Here is a 16092-nt window from a genome sequence, read left to right on the forward strand (position 1 = left end):
GATTATTCCCCCTTCACTAGAGTACCGATTTTATCGCCCATTACTGCCCGGCGAATATTGCCTTCTTCGGAAATGTTAAACACGATGAGTGGAATGCTGTTATCCATGCACAAGCTCGATGCCGTCGAATCCATCACGCCCAGCCCTTTGTTGAGGACTTCCAGGAACGTCAGCTTGTCGTATTTCTGCGCATTCGGATCCAGGCTCGGGTCAGCGGAATAGACCCCATCGACCTTGTTCTTCGCCATCAGGATGACCTCTGCTTCGATTTCAGCAGCACGCAGGGCAGCCGTTGTATCTGTAGAAAAATAAGGGTTACCCGTTCCGGCGGCGAAAATAACCACGCGCATTTTTTCCAAATGGCGAATGGCGCGTCGGCGTATGTATGGCTCCGCCACCTGTCGCATTTCAATCGAGGTTTGTACACGAGTCGGGACGTTCACTTTTTCCAACCCATCCTGCAAGGCGAGTGAGTTCATAATCGTGGCCAACATCCCCATGTAGTCGGCAGTAGCCCGATCCATTCCTTTGGAGCTTCCGGAAAGTCCGCGCCAGATGTTGCCCCCGCCGACGACTACGGCGACTTGTACACCCAATTCTACGATTTCTTTGATCTGGTTCGCTATGGAGAAGATTACCTTCGGGTCGATTCCGTACCCGAGGTCCCCCGCCAGTGCTTCCCCACTCAACTTTAACACAACCCGTTTATAGGCAGGAAGTGGCATGTGAAACGGCCTCCATTCATGAATCATTCTCTGTGCCTCGTCTGCATTCCTTCTGAAAAGCTTCGGCACACATTGCTTTTTACGTGCAGGAGAGTTTCACATGTCGTGAAACTCTCGCTTTGAAAATAGGGAACACGAAGGTGTTCCCTATACCTTTATTACTGCTTATTCACTTGAGCCATTACTTCGGCTGCAAAGTCTTCTTGCTTCTTCTCGATTCCTTCGCCTACCTGGAAGCGAGCGAATTCTTTCAGCGTAGCTCCTGCTTCTTTCAGCAGAGCGGATACTTTCTTGTCCGGATCTTTTACGAATGGCTGCTCAACCAGCACGTATTCTTCGAAGAATTTGGAGAGGCGGCCTTCCACCATTTTCTCCACGATGTTAGCAGGCTTGCCTTCCGCCAGTGCCTGGTTTTTCAAAACTTCGCGCTCGCGATCGATCTCTTCTTGGGAAACCTCTTCACGGTTGGCGAAGCGAGGGTTGGAAGCCGCTGCGTGCATACCCAGATCTCTTGCCAGCGCTTCGTTTTGTGTGCCTTCCAGCGTTACCAGCACGCCGATTTTACCGCCCATGTGCAGGTAGGTACCGAATACGCCGTTGTCGGATTTCTCGGATACGGCAAAACGACGCAGGGAGATGTTTTCGCCGATCGTTGCGATTTTTTCGTTGATGACATGTGCCAGTGTGTCGCCAGCACCTTTGAACGGTTGCTCCAGCGCTTCTTCTACCGTTGCAGGACGTTGCGATACAACGTGCTCAGCAATGTCTTTGACGAGCTCTTGGAATTCAGGGTTTTTCGCAACGAAGTCTGTTTCGCAGTTTACTTCTACTACTGCCGCCACATTACCAGCAATCGCTGTCGCTGTCAAACCTTCCGCTGCAATACGGCCGGATTTTTTCGCCGCTTTTGCGATACCGCGCTCACGGAGCAGGTCAATCGCTTTTTCCATATCGCCTGCTGTTTCTTCCAGCGCGCGTTTGCAATCCATCATACCTGCGCCTGTACGCTCACGCAGTTCTTTAACCGCTTGTGCACTAATTGCCATTGAGTGAAACCTCCTTGGAAAGTTACAATCTACAAACTCCAAATGTCTTTTGAAGAAAAAAAGGGTGGACGGGGGCTCTGACACCCTCAGTCCACCCTTTTACACACTTGCTTACGCAGTTGTTGTGGCTTGTTGCTCTGTGCCTTGGTTGCCTTCCAAGAGAGCGTCTGCCATTTTGGCAGTGAGCAGTTTGACAGCGCGAATGGCGTCATCGTTACCTGGGATCACGTAGTCGATCTCATCCGGATCGCAGTTAGTATCTACGATTGCAACGATTGGGATACCCAATTTGCGAGCTTCTGCAACAGCGATGCGCTCTTTGCGAGGATCGATAACAAACAGAGCGTCTGGCAATTTATCCATGTGAGCGATACCGCCGAGGAATTTTTCCAGGCGTTCCATTTCTTTGCGCAGAACGATAACTTCTTTCTTAGGCAATACTTCAAAAGTACCGTCGTTTTCCATGCGTTTCAGCTCAGCCAGGCGAGCGGTACGTTTTTTAATGGTTGTGAAGTTTGTCAGCGTACCACCCAACCAGCGTTGGTTGATGTAGTAGTGACCTGTGCGTTCAGCTTCTTCTTTTACGGATTCTTGTGCTTGTTTCTTCGTACCAACGAAGAGCACTTTTCCGCCTTCTTGCGCGAGTTCACGCACGAAGTTGTACGCTTCCTCTACTTTTTTTACGGTTTTTTGCAGGTCGATAATGTAGATGCCGTTACGTTCGGTGAAGATATAGCGAGCCATTTTCGGGTTCCAACGGCGAGTTTGGTGACCGAAGTGCACACCAGCCTCGAGCAGTTGTTTCATCGAAATTACTGCCATATTTCACACCTCCTTCAAAAAGTGGTTTTTTTGATGCCTACCTCCGCCTCACCGCATCTTCCAAGCAATTCTGCCAGTGGCAGCACCATTGCCGGAATTGGTAGACGTGCGATTTCAACACCGTAAATGAATATATCATATGGGTGTTTCAATTGCAACAAACGAATTCCATTATTTTTTGCAAAAAATACCGCCTTATTTTTTCGGCGGTGTCGTGATAAGCTGGGCGATCTCCTTCTCCGAGACAGGCAGCGAAACTTGGTAAGTCCCTACCCGGATGCGGTTCAGCTTGTCCATGGCCCGCAGCTGCTCCACAAACTTGTTGTTTTCCGGCAAAATGCCTTCCTTGACGAGCGTTGCGGCCACTCCTTCCGCCGTCGCCTTGTACGGCACGGTAAAGGAGAGGGTTTTCTTCGCAGGCTCGGCAGCAGGCGATTGTGGCGCAACAGCCTTGGCTGGCGGTGCTGCTGGCGCGACACTCTGGCTGGACGGCTCAGCGGCAGGAGCAGGCTGTGCTGTGCTCTCCCCGCTCGGAGCTGTCGCTTTGCTTGTCGCAGTCGCTTTTGGCGGGTCGGTCAGCGGCGTTTTCGTCTGCTGGACCTCAGGCGATGTCGGAGCTGTCGGAGCCTTGGGAGCGCCCGGTGCAGGCTGGATGTCGACCTTTTTTTCTTCCTGCCATTGCTTGTATTCCTCCGGCGTGAGGACGACCATTTGCAGAGCGGTTGCCGCCCGCTTGATTTCTTCTTCGCTGAGCGCTGCCTGTGGCGCCTCGTTTTTCGGTACGATCAGACCGATGATCGAAGCAGCCACAAGCAAGCCTGCCCCGAACCCGAATAACAGTTCTCGTCTACGCATCGGCAAGACCTCGCTCGTTTTTGTGCGCCAGCGCGAAAATCAGGTCGATTTCCCCTCTGCCAGCGCCCAGTCGTTTGGCGATCTCGTCAGGAGAAAGTCCCTCCCGGCTCAACTCGAACACGCGTCGATAGCGCTCGCGCAGAGCCAGCATATCAATCTCCTCTTCCGCAGGCTGCGCTCCGCTGGCCTGCGGTTGTTTGCCAGCGACGGCCGCTTGCGCGCTTGCGCTCCCTTGTTGTTCCAACTGCTCGACCCTCTTTTTCAGAGATTCGATTTCGCGAAGCAAATCAGCCCTTGCTTCTTGCCATTCGGCAGAAAGAAGGGCGGTCTCCTGCTTGACCTGCTTGCTTAACCGTTGCAGGCATTTTTTTGTCTCTGCCTGGTCTGCCAGTCGCTGAGCCGGCAGGGCGGCAGCATCGTCCGGCGACTTTCTTTGCAGGAAAAAAGCAAGCAACATGATGATGATTCCTGCTCCGATCAGAATGAGATACACGTGCTCCATAGTGGCCACCTTTACTTCTGGCTTGTCTGTCTTTTCCTATTTATAAGGAAATATCAATAAAGCGCCCGCGCATGGGATCTCGCATGAAGACAGCGGAAGGGGAGCTGTGCTCGTTGGCCGCGGCGTTTTTGGCTTCGGCAGACGCGCTGTGCGCTGCTTCTTCCTGCTTCTGCTGTTGCCGCTGCTCGCGCCCGCGAATCTGATTTTCCTGCGTCTCATCGACATTCGCCGGACGCTGGCGCATATGGGCGTCCAGGTCTTTGCGCTGTTCGATCATCGCCTGTGTTTCGTGCATGGATCGCTGTAGCTGTTGTTCCTGAATGCGACTGACCTCTACCGTGCGCGGCAACGCCACTTGCAATTCAACCGCTTTCAAACTCATCCAGCCCCACTCCCTTCCTCGTCTTCCGAATCAAAACGCGGCTTTTAGATGAGGGTTGCCGTACTGATTTCCCCATCGAGAACGATAAATCGCGTCCGTGCGTACTCGTGCTTGATGAAATGCACCAGCTTGCCGAAGGTCATCTTGATCCCCGGGTACATGACATGGTACGCCTCCACGGCGGCAGGCCCTTCCCCTTTCAGTTCGTTCTCCAGGTCCTTCCGCCTTGCTTCGAGCTGCTTGCATTCCTTTTCCAGGACGATTCGCGTATTGGTCAGCTTGATTTGCATCATCCGCTTCTCGGCTGTCAGTTCCTTGCCCGTCTGCAAAAGTTGATTGATTACGCTCAGGCCCTGATCGGTTTTGCGTAAATTTTCATACACGTGTTGCAGCTCTTTCTGAATGTTGGCAAGCTCCTGACGCAACTCCGGCTTCACGCCTACCTCCAAAACGGTAGGCGTTGCACTGCTGTTGCCGAACACGCGAGCGACAATTTTTTCTCCCGCCTGCAAGACTCCTCCGATGATAATGCCTTTCGGGCCTTTGCAAATAATTTGCTTCCCTGCCCGCACGGTAGAAAACATGATGCTTTGTGACACGATCACCTGATGGCCGGCCGTCACGTTCGCATTCTGGATAAACGAGGTGCGAATGTCCTTCCCTGCGACGATCACGCCTTTGTCCTGGGCCACGATACCGCTTTTGATCTCAATCGACCCGTCCGCGTACAGTTCGGCTCCTTCCACGCTTCCCAACACGCGAATATCGCCAGATGCCTTGACCCGAAATCCATTCAATACGTTCCCGCGAATGACCACCGTTCCCACAAAATCAATGTTGCCTACACCAAAATCGACATCCCCGTTCACTTCAAAAACGGGAAAGACGTTCAGTCTGTCCTGGTCAGTAAAGGAAACTTGTCCATCAATGGCAGCGTAAACCATCGTACGCTCCTTGTTGTGCACGACATTTTTGCCGGGCTTGATGTTGATTTCCTTGCCTGCTTTGGGAGCGATGGGCTCTCCGGTAACTGCCGTCCCTGGCGTTCCAGGGGTAGCTGGCGTTTTGCGGGCCAAAAGCTGTCCTTTTGCGACATTCGGTATACTGGTGATATTATAATAATCGACTCGGCCGTCTTCCATCTCTTTTGGCCCGTCCGTGGCAGCAACGGTTTCCAAATAGGGGTACTCGATAAAAGCATCGGTTCCGTCAACCGGAGCCACGCCTCGCGCAATCGTGACGCGAGCGTTCGCGTACTTCGCAGGGAATGTACATAGCTCCCGCACGACTTCACTGAGGATGCCCACCTTTACGTTGCTCGCTTGCAGCGCCGTGTAGACGTCCGCTTCCGTAAGGACAATGTTGTCTAGGTCTTCTTCCCCCACTTTGAGCACGATTTCTGCCTCTAGTTTATCTGCTGAGATTTTTACCTCTAGTCTTGCATTCCCGATCCCTTCCATACATTCTACCCCTCTCAAGCTTGGGTACTTTACGTTTCCATCAATTGCGACTTCCATCTCGACAAAGCGGAACGAAGCCGGAACAGCGCCTTGGAATGAAGCTGGGAAATCCGTGAAGGCGATAAGCTCATGATTTCAGCAATTTCGGACAGCGTCATCTCCTCGAAGTAAAACAAGGAGACCACGAGCCTTTCCTTCTCGGGGAGCTTGTCGATTACACCGACTAACACTTCTTTCAAGCTGCCAACTTCGGCTACCGTTTCCGGCCGCGGAGTCAGTTCGTCCACAATGTAGGAATGTCTTGCCGTCTTTTGCTCATCCTCTTCCCCTACTGCCTCGTCAATCGAAACCATACTGGCCAAAGAGGTTTCCACAAACACCTGCTGCAACTCTTTTTCGCTTATTCCAAGATAGTCGGAAACTTCCTGATCGGTTGGCATTCGCAGCATTTTTTGTTCCAAAGCGGTGTACGCTTCTTCGATTTTTTTGGCCTTGTCCCGAACCGTGCGAGGGATCCAGTCATTTTCACGCAGGCCATCAATCATGGCTCCGCGAATGCGCCACATGGCATAGGTTTCGAATTGCAGTCCCCGCGTATGATCGAATTTGGCCAAAGCATCCAGCAACCCAAATCGTCCGTAGCTGATTAAGTCATCCTTGTCCACATTCGCCGGCAGATTGATGGCCAGCCGATTGGCCACCTTGTCCACCAACGGCAAAAATTTTGTGATGAGATCAACTTCCGCCTCGCGACTGCCCTCTTGCTTCCACATGACCCATTTATCGAACTCTTTTGCTTTTTCTTGACTGGTTAGCCGTGCCACGAATTAGTCACCAACCTTTACTCATCTGTTAAGCGTCTAACGACCTCTGCAACGGTGGCTGGATTCTCTGTAGGAGGTACCGTCTCCAGCTTGGTGAAGGAGAGCGGACTAAACGCTTCGTCCGCCGCTTTTTCAACCGCTTGTTCTGTTTTCGTCTCCGCCTCGCCCTCCGCCAAAGGCGCGCTGGACGGCTTCGGTCCTTCGATTACAGAGGAGCCTGCTGGCTGTGTGACGAGTCCCAGAACAAAGCGGACCGGAAAAGCGGCCAGGAAGAAGATCACAAAAGCAATGCCGGCCCGCTCCAAGGAGACCAGCCAAACATTACTCGCAAGCGCCGTGCAAAATGTGATGACAAACGCGAGCAACCCCATGCCTGCATTGATCCAAATGGTTCCCAACATTCTTATACTTCCTTCACACCTTGATTTACCGTACGGATTTGAAGAACTCCATTGGTGGCATCCATCTCTATCGTCCGACCGCAGTTTCCCCCTGTATCTTCTGCCACGATTCGAATGTGAGCTTCCTTCAAAGCCTGTTTGCAAGCCTCGACATTTCTAGGCCCAATCCGCATCGTGTCGCTGTTCCCCAAAAAAGCGAACATTTGCGCTCCGCCCGCCAATTTGGCAACGATATTCCGGGTTTGGGCACCCGCTTTTTCCATTAACTCGATCAGGTGGGGAATCGCTGTATCCGCGTATTTCCCGACCGTCACCTCCCCGCTTTTCGCCAGCGAGGACTCCGGGAGCATAACATGTGCCATCCCGGCAATTTTATGGATATGATCGTAGAGGACAACCCCTACGCAAGAACCTAGACCCGTAGTTCGTAGCTTGCTCGGTGGCTTTGCCACACCGAGGTCGGCCATGCCTATCTTAATGATCTCCATCGAACGGAACCCCTAATGAACGAAATAGAATAGGAAGCGATTCAGGATCAGGGATCAGGAAAAAGTTCCCTTTGACTTTTTCGTTGCCTTCGAAAAAGGCTGTGTCAATCGTGAGGGCAAAGTCACCCGCTTGACCCAACGCTATCAGTCCGTAGCTGAGAATCGCTCCAGCCATATCCACAGCGAGCGCAGGTACCGAAGGCTGCAGGTTGAGCTGCGTGAAATCTGCCAATGAGGAGAGATAGGACCCGGTCAAAATATTGCCGATCTCGTGAAGAGCTGAGACTTCCAGCTCTTCCCATTCGTAGACATCCTTGTCGATCCCCGTAATTTGTTGCAGCAGATGTCTTGCAGAATCCAGATCGAGAATGAAAAACATGTTTCCCGGGCAATCGCCTTCCACTCGTAAAAAGACGGTAACGACCACCGCTTCCGCGCCACCGACACAATCCGCCACTTCGTCAAACGGGATAATGCTGACCTGCGGCACTTTCATGTCGATCTCTTTTTGCGTCAGCTTGGAGAGAGCCGTTGCAGCATGTCCTGCACCGATGTTCCCGATTTCTCGCAGCACATCAAATTGGAAATCCCCAAACTTTGTGAAATAGCCCATCTCGCTTACCCCTCAATTGAGTCTAGCTGTTTGATTTCCTCTGTGCTCAATACTTTATCGAGATTCAACAAAATCAAAAGTCGTTTGTCCAGCTTCGCTACTCCGCGCAGATAAGCGGCTTCTACGCCTCCCACCACTTCCGGCGGCGGCTCAATCGCATTGACCGGGATGTCAATGACATCGTTGGCTGCATCGACAATCAGGCCGACTTCCAGTTCGCCTACGGCAACGATAATGATGCGGGTCGATTCGGAGTAAAGGCTTTCCTCCAACCCGAACCGATTGCGAAGGTCAATGATTGGGGTGACCACTCCGCGCAGGTTGATAACTCCCTTGACGAACGCAGGCGTGCGCGGAACACGGGTGATGTGTTCCAGCTTTTCGATCGATTTCACCTGGTTGACTTCTACCCCGTACTCTTCGTCCTTCAACCGAAACACAATCACTTTGACTTCGCTTACGATTTCTTTTTGATCGAGCATGTGGCTGCCCCTCCCTCTACTTAATCAGTGCGTTGCAATCAATGATGAGAGCGACCTGTCCGTCTCCCAGGATTGTTGCACCCGAAATGGCAAAGACGTTGACCAGGTACTTGCCAAGCGATTTGAGGACGATTTCCTGTTGCCCGATAAAGGAATCCACAACAAGCCCGGCCATTTTTTCCCCTTTGCGAACGATGACAACTGCTACTTCATCGTCTTGCTCCGATCCGTTGTCCGGTACCTGGAAAATGTCCTGCAAGGAAACAAGCGGAACGACGCGGCCCCTGAAGTCGATCACCTTCTGACGATGCGCCATCATAATCTGGTCTTTCTTGAACACAGCCGTTTCAATAATGGAGGAAAGCGGCACCGCGTACTTCTCGTCTTTCACCTGCACGAGCATGGCGGAAATGATCGAGAGCGTCAACGGAAGCTGAATCAGGAAAGTCGTTCCTTGGCCGGGAACCGATTCTACCCCGACGCTGCCGCCAAGCGATTCGATCTTGGATTTGACGACATCCAGCCCGACTCCGCGGCCGGAAATATCCGAGACCACTTCAGCGGTACTAAAACCAGCAGCGAACAAAAGCTCGTGGATCTGCTTGTCCGACAAGCTATCCGCATTGGCCGGATTCACAATGCCCCGCTCGATCGCTTTCTTCAGTACTTTTTCCTTGTTGATGCCCGCACCGTCGTCTTTTACCTCGATGAAGACATGGTTGCCGCTGTGGAACGCACGCAGCACGATCGTGCCTTCCTCCGGCTTTCCGGCTTTTTTCCGGTCCGCCGGCGACTCGATACCGTGGTCGAGCGAGTTGCGCAGCAAGTGATTGAGCGGGTCGCCGATCTCGTCGATGACGGTGCGATCCAGCTCTGTCTCCGCCCCGATAATCTCCAGGTTTACTTTTTTATGTAGATCCTTTTGCAAATCGCGAATCATGCGCGGGAAGCGATTGAAAACCTGCTCCACCGGAACCATGCGCATCGTCAGGATGATGTTTTGCAAATCTCCACTGATGCGGCTCATATGCTCTACCGTTTCCTGCAGCTCGCTTTTGCCGATTTCGCGAGCCAGCTGCTCCAGCCGTCCGCGGTCGATGACCAGCTCGCTGAACAGGTTCATCAAAATATCCAGACGGTCAATGTCCACACGGATCGTTTTACCGCCAGCGGTCGTTTTCTTGGCGGTAGCTGCCTGGGCATTGTCTGGCGCTTTTTTCTCCACGGGAGCGGCTGCCTCCGTCACGACAGGCGCAGGCGGCGTTTCCTTTTTCAATTGAATCGGATCAATCGAAACGTCCTGTATCTCCGAAATGTTGAGAATTGTACTGCGGACTTTCTCAGCCGATTGCATGGTGATGTAGGCGATCTCAAAAGACTGCTCGAAGCGCTCATTTTCAATATCCTCCACCGACGGCTTCGTCTTGATGACTTCCCCCATCGATTCCAGTTGGTCAAACACCATGTAGGCACGCGCCGCTTTCAGCAGGCAATTTTCATTCAGCGTAACCTTGATCCACATCAGGTTGTTGCCAAGCTCCTTGGACTGCTTCAGCACCATCAGCGCATAGTCATCCAGTTCGTGCGCCTCGACAGGCGTCCCGGCCGCTTGCGCCGGCTCGATCGCTTTCTCCTCTGTTACGGCAGTGGCAGCAGCCGCCACTTCCTGTTCGGCGGAATAATCGCCGGCGACGATCGCTCTCAGCTTTTTGACCGGAACCGATACGTCGGCTGAGCCATCTCCGCCCTCGGTAATATCGATCACCATGCTTTCGATCAGGTCCACGCTCTGAAAGATGACATCCATAATGTCGCTCGTGATCGTCAGCTTTTGGTTGCGAATCAGATCGAGCACGTTTTCCGTTTCGTGTGTCAGGGTGGCCATATCTTCAAAGCCCATGGTCGCCGACATCCCTTTCAAGGTGTGCGCCGAGCGAAAAATTTCCTTGACGTGCCCGATGTTCCCCGGATCGCTTTCCAAGAGCAACAAGTTGGCGTTGATTGCTTGCAGGTGTTCTTTTGATTCCTCAATAAACATGTCCAAATACTGATTCATATCCATCGGTGATCCACCTCCCAAAATCAGTGCAAGAGCTTGCACAACAGCTCTGGAATTTTTTCTAATGGGGCCACATGATCTGCCACTCCGGCCTGAATCGCCGCTCGCGGCATCCCGAAGACGACACAACTCGACTCGTCTTCGACAATGCTGGTAACAGGCCCAAGCTCCTTCATCTGCTTTAGACCTTTGGTCCCATCATTTCCCATGCCTGTCATGATAATTGCCCATTTGTCTACATTTGTCAATCGACTGGCGGATTCAAAAAGGACGTCGACAGAAGGTCTGTGACCTCCCCGTGGCTCTTGCTGGTGCAGGTGGGCTTGCAGCTTTCCGTTCGCCTGATGCACCTCGAAGTGATACCCGCCCGGTGCAATATAGGCTGTGCCCGGCTCAAGCCATTCCCCGTCCATGACTTCCTTCACCCGTATCCGGCACAGGGAATCAAGCCGTTGCGCCAGCGATTTCGTAAAACCAGCCGGCATGTGCTGCACAATCGCAATCGCCGCCGGAAAGTCGGCCGGGATTGCCGTCAGGACATTTTGCAGCGCCTTGGGGCCGCCTGTCGACGTTCCCAGTACGACCAGCCTTGCTTTTCCGCTGCTTGGGAGTCGCGACAAAACAGTCGGCACAGGCTGTACCGCTCGCAGCGGAGCGGCAGCAGGCGCAGGAGTTTGCTGCACGGGCGCCGGGTCTGGTGCGGCAGGTCTATTCGGTCGCAGCGTCCGGCGCATGCGCCCTTTCGCGGCCGCCGCCGCTTTGACCCGCTCAATCAGCCGATCCGCGACTTTGTGAATGTCGAGGGAAATCGGGCCAGACGGCTTGGCAATAAAGTCAAATGCCCCCAATTCCAACGCTTGAATCGTTGCCTCCGCTCCCTCGCGCGTCAGGCTGCTGAGCATGACCACTGGCACCGGACAGTCTGCCATGAGCTTTTCCAAGGCTTCCAGGCCGTTCATGACCGGCATCTCGATATCCAGCGTGAGGACATCCGGACTGAGTTGCTTGCACTTTTCGATACATTCGAGTCCATTCCTAGCTCGGTCAATCACTTCAATCGCAGGGTCGCTTGATAAAATGTCGCTAATTACTTTACGCATGAATGCAGAATCATCTGTGACCAGAACTCGAATTTTGCTCAATCGAATGTCACTCCTTTCCTACCTGGTAGCCTTATCGTATGAAGTGTTTCAGCCTCGCAAGAAATCCTTTCAGCCCGCTCGTCTTAGCAGCATCGGCCGGGGTCTCCAAATACCGATCAACCAGATGCCGAATGCTTTTTGCGGCTTGCGATTGCGGATATGTAAGTAGAAAAGGACGCTGCTGCTTCACAGCCTTGGATACGTGAGGGTCTTCAAAAACAGATCCGAGCGAATGAATGTCCATGTCCAGAAAGCGTTTGGCGACCATCGCCAGCTTGTCTGCCGTCATCTTGCCTTCTCTTTCCGAGGAAGCGCGATTGATGACCAGGCGGATGACAATGGCAGGGTTGCGGGCGTGGAGCATTTTGATCACGGCGTACGCATCGGTGATCGCAGGCGGCTCCGGCGTCGTCACCAGAATGACTTCATCTGACGAGAGCATGAAGCGAAGCGACTCCTTCGCCAGGCCAGCCCCTGTATCAAAAATGATCGTATCCGCGTAGCCCTGCAGCGGATTCAGGCGAGTAAACAGACGATCCAGCTTCGGCTCGTCCAGCTGCATGATCTGGGTAAAGCCGGACCCTCCAGCAATGAATTCCAGTCCGCCCGGCCCTCGCTCCATGATCTCCCAAACATCGGTGTCCGGCTCAAGCAGGTGGAACAAGTGCTTCTTCGGCGTAATCCCCATCAACACATCGAGGTTGGCAAGGCCCAGATCTACGTCGAACAATACCGCTTTATGCCCCCGTTCGAGCAAGCCAAGTCCAAAATTCAAGCTGAAGTTGGACTTGCCCACCCCGCCTTTTCCACTGGTCACGGTCACCAGCCGGGTCGTCTTTTCTCTGGCTCCGGATTGCTGCATACGCAAGCGAAGTTGTTCTGCCTGGTCTCTCATGTACGTCAATCTCCCATAATCATCGTCGCCACCAGTTCTGGCGAAGCAGCGACGATATCGTCTGGCACATTTTGTCCCGTCGTGAGGTAAGAGAGGTCAAGCTTGCTCTCCTGACACAGGTTCAAGATGGAGCCATAGCTGTTCGTTTCGTCTGCCTTGGTAAAAATCACCTGCTTGGCAGGAACCTCCGCAAAGTTTTCCACGATCATTTTCATGTCGTTGTACTTCGAGCCGAGACTGAGCACGAGGTAGTTCACGCTGTTTTTTCCATGCTCCACCAGCTCGCGAATCCCTTGCACGTATTCATCGTTGCGGAAATTGCGGCCAGCCGTGTCGACAAAAATGAGGTCGCAGTCGCCGAGGCGCTCCATAGCCGGGGCCATTTCCTTCGGAGAGAACACAACCTCCAGCGGTACATTCAGGATGTTGGCGTATGTCTTCAACTGCTCCACAGCCGCCATCCGGTACGTATCTGCCGTAATAAAGCCGATTCTGCGCTTTTCCTTCAGCATGCTGCTGGCTGCCAGCTTGGCGATCGTGGTCGTCTTCCCTACGCCCGTAGGCCCGAAAAAGAAGGCGTACTGGACATTTCGCGGGATGCCTGCTGACTTTGGCGCATACGGCGCAAGCATGGATGCAATCAGCTTTCGCGTCTCACGAAAAGCCGTCTCCTCGCTCCACCCCTCCTGGGGCTCTCTTTGCTCCATCAGCCTGCGGATGATTTCCGCCGTCACCTCTTCTGCCGTCTCCTGCCGTACCAGTCGATTGCGCACCTCCTGTACAGCGGGCGGAAGCTGATGGCTCCAATCGTTGACCAACAGCTTCTGGAACATCTGACGCATGTCGCGCACTTCATTCGCGAGAGCATCATGCGGCGTGCTGCTGCCAGCTGTCGCGCTTTCCTTTGCCGGAGCGGCATGCCCTTTGGTAGCGGCCTCTCCCTGCTTGCTGGCCGGCGGTGCTTCCGCCTCTGGGCGCGTTGCCACAGCAGCCGGGGCAGATGCCGGGTTGTCCGGCGTCCTCGGCTCAGCGTGTGGCGGCGCTACTCGCTCGCCTGCCTGTTTCGCCTGATTGGCTCTCTGATAAGCCTGTTGAGCCGTGTAGGTGCCCGTCTGTCTGTTGGAGAAAACGTCCTGCGACCGATGCTCGTTTGCGACGGCAGCCTTTTCGCGCTCCGTTGCCTTTTCATCGACGGCAGCGATTACTTCGATTTTCTGTTTGCCAAACATACCGAACAATCCGCCTGTCTTGACCGCTTTGGAGTTCAGGATCACTGCGTCTATTCCCAGATCGAGCCTGATTTTTTCCATCGCCTCTGGCATCGAATCGACAATGTAACGTTTTACCCTCACGAAATGTTCACCATCCCTACGCTTTGCACTTCGACATTAGGCTCCAGCTCGCTGTACGACAATACCGGAACATCAGGCATCATCCGCTCCACCAGCTGACGCAGGTACATGCGGATGGCCGGGGACGAGAGGATGATCGGCTGCTGTCCGGAGTTGATCATTTTGCTTACTTCCGCCGACATGCTTTGGAAAATCCGTTGCGATGTCTCTGGGTCCATCGCGAGATAGCTTCCTTGCTCAGACTGTTCCACGCGCTCGGAGATTGCTTTTTCCAAACCGGCGCCTGCCGTCAGCACTCGCAGCGGCTGTCCGGGCTCTGTAAACTGCAGCGTAATTTGTCGGGACATCGCCTGTCTCACATACTCGGTCAGCACGTCCGGGTCTTTGGTAAACATGGCGTGATCCGCCAACGCTTCGAGAATGACTTGCAGATTGCGAATGGACACTTTTTCGCGCAACAGCTTCTGCAGCACCTTCTGCACATCGCCAATCGACAACAGTCCGGGAATGAGCTCGTCCACCAGTACCGGCGCCACTTCTCGCACGTTGTCGATGAGCGCCCGCGTTTCTTGTCGGCCAAGCAGCTCGTGCGCGTGGCGTTTGACCACTTCGGTAAGGTGCGTGGCCACTACAGATGGCGGGTCGACGACCGTGTAGCCAGACAGCTCGGCAATCTCCTTATTTTCTTCTGTTACCCATAATGCAGGCAATCCAAACGCAGGTTCCACGGTTTCAATCCCGACAACGGAATCATCTTCAATGCCCGGGCTCATGGCCAGGTAGTGATCGAGCAAGATTTCCCCTTTGGCCACCTGGTTGCCTTTGATTTTGATTATGTATTCGTTTGGCCGCAGTTGAATATTGTCGCGGATGCGAATGACCGGGACGACAATCCCGAGTTCGAGCGCAATCTGTCTGCGAATCATGATGACGCGATCCAAGAGGTCTCCGCCTTGCTTCACGTCAGCGAGCGGAATGAGGCCGTAGCCAAATTCGAACTCGATCGGGTCCACCTGCAAGAGATTGACCACGCTTTCCGGACTGCGCACTTCTTCGATTTGTTGCTCCTCCACCTTGTCTGCGGATTCCTTGATTTCGATTTTCTGCTTGCGCTCCATACGCCATGCCGCGAAGCCCATGATCCCGGACACCGGCAGCACGGGCAAGAGCCCGATTGGCGTAAACAGGCCAAGCAAAAGCATGCAGCCCGCTACAATGTACAAAAGACGCGGGAAGGAGAACATTTGCCGGGTGATATCTTCGCCCAGCCCTTCCCCGGAGGTGGAGCGCGTGACAATGATACCGGCTGCGGTCGAGATCAAGAGCGCAGGAATCTGGCTGACCAGGGCGTCCCCCACCGACATGGTGGTATAGCGGGAAGCGGATTCCTGAAAGCTGAAGCCATGAACGAGCATCCCGATGATAAATCCGCCGATGATGTTCACAATAAAAATGATAATTCCGGCGATAGCGTCCCCTTTGACGAATTTGCTGGCACCATCCATGGCCCCGTAAAAATCCGCCTCATTTTCGATCTTTTTTCTCCGCACACGGGCTTCTGCTTCTGTAATCATCCCTGCGTTCAGGTCGGCGTCGATACTCATTTGCTTCCCTGGCATCGCGTCGAGCGTAAAACGTGCGGCGACTTCCGCGACACGCTCGGAACCTTTCGTAATAACGATGAACTGAATGATGATCAAAATCAGAAATACGACGAATCCGACCACCTGGTTCCCGCCGACGACAAAGCTACCGAACGTCTCGATGACTTGTCCGCCTTCCCCGTGGGACAAAATGTTCCGCGTGGTGGACACGTTCAGGGCGAGCCGGAACAATGTGGTAATCAGCAGCACTGTCGGAAAAATGGAGAACTCCAGCGTTTCTTTTGTGTACATCGACACAAGCAAAATGGTCAACGCAAGGGAGATGTTCAAAATGAGCAGCAGATCCAGAAGCCCAGAAGGGAGTGGGATTACCATCATGACCACAATGCTTATCACAAAGAGAATCGTACCAATTTCCTTGAATCGAAATCCCACTGTTC

The 16092-nt window shown here is 53.4% G+C and carries 17 protein-coding genes; all 17 read right to left on the bottom strand.

Annotated features, from left to right (window positions below; all coding sequences use genetic code 11):
- Positions 1-2 precede the first annotated feature (2 nt).
- The 17 genes from pyrH to flhA all read right to left on the bottom strand — a co-directional run bounded on the left by pyrH (position 3) and on the right by flhA (position 16087).
- On the bottom strand, positions 3-725 hold the full coding sequence (gene pyrH, locus ACTHO6_RS09440) for a UMP kinase (protein ID WP_440241415.1): 723 nt from the start codon (positions 723-725) through the stop codon (positions 3-5).
- Between the two features lie 158 nt (positions 726-883).
- Complete coding sequence (gene tsf, locus ACTHO6_RS09445; protein WP_440241281.1) at positions 884-1771, bottom strand: translation elongation factor Ts; 888 nt, start codon at positions 1769-1771, stop codon at positions 884-886.
- Between the two features lie 111 nt (positions 1772-1882).
- Positions 1883-2593: a 30S ribosomal protein S2 gene (rpsB, locus tag ACTHO6_RS09450; RefSeq protein WP_440241282.1), complete on the bottom strand. Its 711-nt coding sequence runs from the start codon at positions 2591-2593 to the stop codon at positions 1883-1885.
- A 195-nt stretch (positions 2594-2788) separates the two neighbouring features.
- Positions 2789-3448, bottom strand: a complete 660-nt coding sequence (locus ACTHO6_RS09455; RefSeq protein WP_440241283.1) for a DNA polymerase III subunit gamma/tau — start codon at positions 3446-3448, stop codon at positions 2789-2791.
- Positions 3441-3950 (bottom strand): DUF6115 domain-containing protein, encoded by a 510-nt coding sequence (locus tag ACTHO6_RS09460; RefSeq protein ID WP_440241284.1) that lies wholly within the window; start codon positions 3948-3950, stop codon positions 3441-3443. Before ACTHO6_RS09460 ends, ACTHO6_RS09455 begins: the two co-directional genes overlap by 8 nt.
- Before the next feature lie 40 nt (positions 3951-3990).
- Complete coding sequence (locus tag ACTHO6_RS09465) at positions 3991-4332, bottom strand: hypothetical protein (RefSeq protein ID WP_440241285.1); 342 nt, start codon at positions 4330-4332, stop codon at positions 3991-3993.
- A 44-nt stretch (positions 4333-4376) separates the two neighbouring features.
- A complete protein-coding gene (locus ACTHO6_RS09470) occupies positions 4377-5792 on the bottom strand; it encodes a FapA family protein (RefSeq protein ID WP_440241286.1) in 1416 nt (471 codons plus the stop codon).
- 29 nt (positions 5793-5821) lie between these two features.
- Complete coding sequence (locus ACTHO6_RS09475; protein WP_440241287.1) at positions 5822-6616, bottom strand: FliA/WhiG family RNA polymerase sigma factor; 795 nt, start codon at positions 6614-6616, stop codon at positions 5822-5824.
- A gap of 17 nt (positions 6617-6633) precedes the next feature.
- Complete coding sequence (locus ACTHO6_RS09480) at positions 6634-7017, bottom strand: hypothetical protein (RefSeq protein WP_440241288.1); 384 nt, start codon at positions 7015-7017, stop codon at positions 6634-6636.
- A gap of 2 nt (positions 7018-7019) precedes the next feature.
- On the bottom strand, positions 7020-7505 hold the full coding sequence (locus ACTHO6_RS09485; protein ID WP_440241289.1) for a chemotaxis protein CheD: 486 nt from the start codon (positions 7503-7505) through the stop codon (positions 7020-7022).
- On the bottom strand, positions 7492-8118 hold the full coding sequence (locus ACTHO6_RS09490; RefSeq protein WP_440241290.1) for a chemotaxis protein CheC: 627 nt from the start codon (positions 8116-8118) through the stop codon (positions 7492-7494). Before ACTHO6_RS09490 ends, ACTHO6_RS09485 begins: the two co-directional genes overlap by 14 nt.
- Before the next feature lie 5 nt (positions 8119-8123).
- Complete coding sequence (locus tag ACTHO6_RS09495; RefSeq protein ID WP_440241291.1) at positions 8124-8600, bottom strand: chemotaxis protein CheW; 477 nt, start codon at positions 8598-8600, stop codon at positions 8124-8126.
- A 16-nt stretch (positions 8601-8616) separates the two neighbouring features.
- Positions 8617-10662 (bottom strand): chemotaxis protein CheW, encoded by a 2046-nt coding sequence (locus tag ACTHO6_RS09500; RefSeq protein WP_440241292.1) that lies wholly within the window; start codon positions 10660-10662, stop codon positions 8617-8619.
- A gap of 20 nt (positions 10663-10682) precedes the next feature.
- A complete protein-coding gene (locus ACTHO6_RS09505; protein ID WP_440241293.1) occupies positions 10683-11801 on the bottom strand; it encodes a protein-glutamate methylesterase/protein-glutamine glutaminase in 1119 nt (372 codons plus the stop codon).
- Positions 11802-11832: 31 nt separating this feature from the next.
- Positions 11833-12696, bottom strand: a complete 864-nt coding sequence (locus ACTHO6_RS09510) for a MinD/ParA family protein (protein WP_440241294.1) — start codon at positions 12694-12696, stop codon at positions 11833-11835.
- A gap of 5 nt (positions 12697-12701) precedes the next feature.
- The gene (gene flhF / locus ACTHO6_RS09515; protein ID WP_440241295.1) at positions 12702-14048 is read right to left on the bottom strand and encodes a flagellar biosynthesis protein FlhF; all 1347 of its coding nucleotides are present in this window, start codon (positions 14046-14048) and stop codon (positions 12702-12704) included.
- Complete coding sequence (gene flhA, locus ACTHO6_RS09520; protein WP_440241296.1) at positions 14045-16087, bottom strand: flagellar biosynthesis protein FlhA; 2043 nt, start codon at positions 16085-16087, stop codon at positions 14045-14047. The genes flhF and flhA overlap by 4 nt, the downstream gene beginning before the upstream one ends.
- Positions 16088-16092: the final 5 nt, after the last annotated feature.

Source organism: Brevibacillus sp. SAFN-007a, assembly GCF_051967035.1.
In the GTDB taxonomy this organism is placed as follows: Bacteria; Bacillota; Bacilli; order Brevibacillales; family Brevibacillaceae; genus Brevibacillus.